This is a genomic window from Martelella sp. (assembly GCF_984369615.1).
The window spans coordinates 1-3,229 of the sequence record NZ_CFHTCS010000435.1 but is presented as its reverse complement, the minus strand read 5'-3'; the positions used below and the strand labels follow the sequence as shown (position 1 = coordinate 3,229).

Here is a 3,229-nt window from a genome sequence, read left to right as displayed (position 1 = left end):
GCACGCGCGCGCCGAAATAGACCGCGCGGGAAATGGCAACGGTCTGCCTCTCGCCGCCGGACAACGTGCCGACCGCCTGATCGGCGGAGCGCAGGTGAATGCCCATCTTCCCCATTTCCTCAACCGTGATGGCGCCCGCCTTCTTGTGGTCGAACACCTTGATAGGGCCGATGCGCCGCTCCGGCTCCCGGCCCATCCAGAAATTGCGGGTCACCGACATCAGCGGGATCATCGCCAGGTCCTGATAGACCGTGGCGACGCCTGCCGCCATCGCATCGCGCGGGTCGTTGAAGGTCACTTCCTTGCCATCGACGAGGATGCGGCCATAGCTCGGCTTGTGCACGCCGGACATTGTCTTGATGAAGGTCGACTTGCCCGCGCCATTGTCGCCGAGCAAGCAATGGCATTCCCCGGCCATGACCGAGAGCGAGACGCCGGCCAGCGCGATCACCGGGCCGAAATGCTTTTCGATGTCCTGAAGTTCGATCAGAGGTGCGCTCATCTCTAGCGTTCTCCCGTGATGCGACGGCGGATATAGGTGTTGAGGATGACGGCGAGCAGCAGGATGACGCCGAGGAAGACGCGGAACAGCGAGCTTTCGACGCCGGCGAAGAACAGGCCCTGCTGGACGACGCCGAAGATCAGCGCGCCAAGCGCCGCGCCGATCACGGACCCGTAGCCGCCGGTGAGAAGCGCGCCGCCGATGACGACCGAAATGATCGCCTCGAACTCCTTCAGAAGGCCGCGGTCAGCTGCCGCCGAGCCAAACTCCATCACCTGGCAGGTGGCGAAGATGGTGGCGCAGAAGGCCGTCAGCATGAACATCAGGATCTTCACCCGGTTGACCGGCACGCCGACATAGCGGGCGGCCTGCGCATCGCCGCCGGCGGCGAAGATCCAGTTGCCGAATTTCGTCCGCACCAGAAGGAAATGACCGAGAATGATGAGGATCAGCGCCCAGACCATCAGCATCGGAATACCGTCGACGACGGGCTGCCCGGCGCGCGGTCCGGCGACGAAGGTGGCGATCATGTCATTGTCGGCAAGCCAGCGGAAGAAGCCGCCAAACACCTTGCCGCCGAAAAGCGCGGCGACGAAGTCACCCTCCGATGCCTCGCGCACGCCGCCGATGATCGTCTTGCCGGTGGTCGAGATGGCGATGAAGATCGTCAGCCCGCGCAGGATGAAGAGAAAAGCGAGTGTGACGATGAAGGACGGCAGCCCGGTGCGGATCACCAGAAAACCGTTCAACGCGCCGATGGCGATGGCAACGGCAAAGGCGGTGATGATCGCAAGCCAGGCGGGCCACCCCCACTGGACGGTCAACAGCGCAATGACGATGCCGGAAAAGCCGATCATCGAGCCGATCGACAGATCGAATTCTCCCGCGATCATCAACAGGCAGGCGCCGACGGCGATGATGGCGAACTGGGCCGAGACCGTGCCCCAGTTGATGAAGCCTTCGGCCGAAAACATGCCGCTGTCGCCGGCAATCATGGCAAACAGCAGGAAGACGAGAATGGTGCCGCAGATGGAGCCGAGCTCCGGCCGGATCAGCGCCTTGCGCCATCGTGGCACAGGGCGCATGCGCTCTTCGAGGATCAACTCCTCGATCGGCCGGTGCGGCTGTTGTTCATGGGATTTGGACATCAGATTAACTCCGCCGCGTAGGCAATGGTTTCCCGTGCCGGCGGCGCGTTGACGCTGCCTGCCGTTCCGGATCAATCAGAAACTTCCGGCTGAAGCCGGCCAGGACGCCGCGCGGCAAGCCCGCGCGGCATCGCCATTGTCGAACGTCAGCGATACTGGCCGGCGTATTTCTCAACCAGTTCGATATTGCTGTCGGTGATGAAGCCGGGGCCCGAATTGATCGAGTTGCCCGGCATCACGCCGTAGCGGGCGTAATTGGTCAGGATGACCACCGGCAGGTAGCCCTGCAGGTAGGGCTGCTGGTCGATGGCGAAGTTGATCGTGCCGGCCTTGATCGCATCGGCAATGCCGCTCGAAAGGTCGAACGTGCCGAAATAGACCTGGCCCGCCTTGCCGGTCTCATCCAGGGCGGCGATCGTCGGTTCGGCAGAGTTGGGGCCGAGCGTCAGGATCGCGCCGGTATCCGGATTGGCGTTGAGATAGGCCATCACCTTCGACTTGACCTCGGACGGATCCATGCCGCTGTCGATCATCTGCTGGCCAAGCTCGACGCCAAGCCCATCGGCGAAGCCCTGGCAGCGCTCAACGGAGGCCGGGTTGGTGATGTAATGGTTGACGCAAAGGAAGCTGTCGGCATCCGACTCCTTCTTCGCGCGCTCGCCGGCAAGCTTGCCCGCCATATATTCCGGCTGGCCCACATGCATCATCGCGCCGAGCTCTTTCGACTGCTCTTCCGTGCCCGAATTGATGGTGATCACCGGAATGCCCTTGGCCACGGCATCCGCGATCGGACCGGAAAGAACGTCATAATCGGCGATCGTGACGATGATGCCGTCCGGATTGGACGCGGCCGCCTGCTGAACGATGCGGCCCATATCGGCAAGGTCGCCCGTCGGCGGGTTGCGGTATTCCACTTCGACGTCCATCTGGTCGCCCGCGACATTGACCGCGTTCTTGATCGTGTTCCACCAGCTGTCGCTGTCGGGGGCGTGCGAGATCAGCACGAAGCGCTCGCCCTCGGCCCAGGCCGCGGCCGGCGCCAGGCTCGTCAGTGCGACGGCTGCGGCCGCCAGCGCAAGAAATCTGATTTTCATGCTTAAAGTCCTCCTCCAAGGGGTGAATTCGCCCCGACCTCCTCCCGGCAAGGGCAATATCGGAGCGCGAAACCGGTTCACGTTCCGGGAGGGAATTTAAATTCCATTCTGCTACGAATGCAATATTTATTTTCTATTTTTTCCATTCTCGCGGGCGGCGCCCACCGAAACCGCCAGCGAGATCGCAAGCGACAGCGACCCGGAGAGCGCCCGGAAGGCGCCGACATCGGGTTCGGCCACGTTGAGCGTGGTGGCGCCGAGCCGCACCAGCGGACTGGTGACGTAATCTGTGATGGCAACAAGGCCTGCGCCGCGCGCCCTGCCCGCCTCGGCGATCTCCAGCGTCCGCTCGGTGTAGGGAGCAAAGGTGACCGCCAGAACGGCGTCATTCGGTCGGATGGCATATTCCAGTCCCAGCCCCGCAATTCCCGTATGCAGCATTGCCGGAATATTGCTTAGGCATTCACTGAATATTGTTAGCTGGA

General features: G+C 62.7%; 4 protein-coding genes. All 4 read right to left on the bottom strand.

What is annotated here, in order from left to right:
- Positions 1–502, bottom strand: a 502-nt coding sequence (locus tag AC5DC2_RS21750) for an ATP-binding cassette domain-containing protein (protein ID WP_491699993.1), incomplete at its 3' end; no start/stop codon positions are given.
- 2 nt (positions 503–504) lie between these two features.
- The gene (locus AC5DC2_RS21745) at positions 505–1,587 is read right to left on the bottom strand and encodes an ABC transporter permease (protein ID WP_152534663.1); all 1,083 of its coding nucleotides are present in this window, start codon (positions 1,585–1,587) and stop codon (positions 505–507) included.
- A 209-nt stretch (positions 1,588–1,796) separates the two neighbouring features.
- Positions 1,797–2,744, bottom strand: coding sequence for a sugar ABC transporter substrate-binding protein (locus tag AC5DC2_RS21740; RefSeq protein ID WP_491699992.1), 948 nt, complete (start codon positions 2,742–2,744; stop codon positions 1,797–1,799).
- 126 nt (positions 2,745–2,870) lie between these two features.
- A partial coding sequence (locus AC5DC2_RS21735; RefSeq protein WP_491699991.1) for a MurR/RpiR family transcriptional regulator occupies positions 2,871–3,229 on the bottom strand: 359 nt, incomplete at its 5' end.

Bases quoted from the DNA above. Each gene is read 5' to 3' on its own strand.
- AC5DC2_RS21740 (WP_491699992.1), bottom strand. From the start codon at position 2,744: ATGAAAATCAGATTTCTTGCGCTGGCGGCCGCAGCCGTCGCACTGACG.
- AC5DC2_RS21745 (WP_152534663.1), bottom strand. From the start codon at position 1,587: ATGCGCCCTGTGCCACGATGGCGCAAGGCGCTGATCCGGCCGGAGCTC.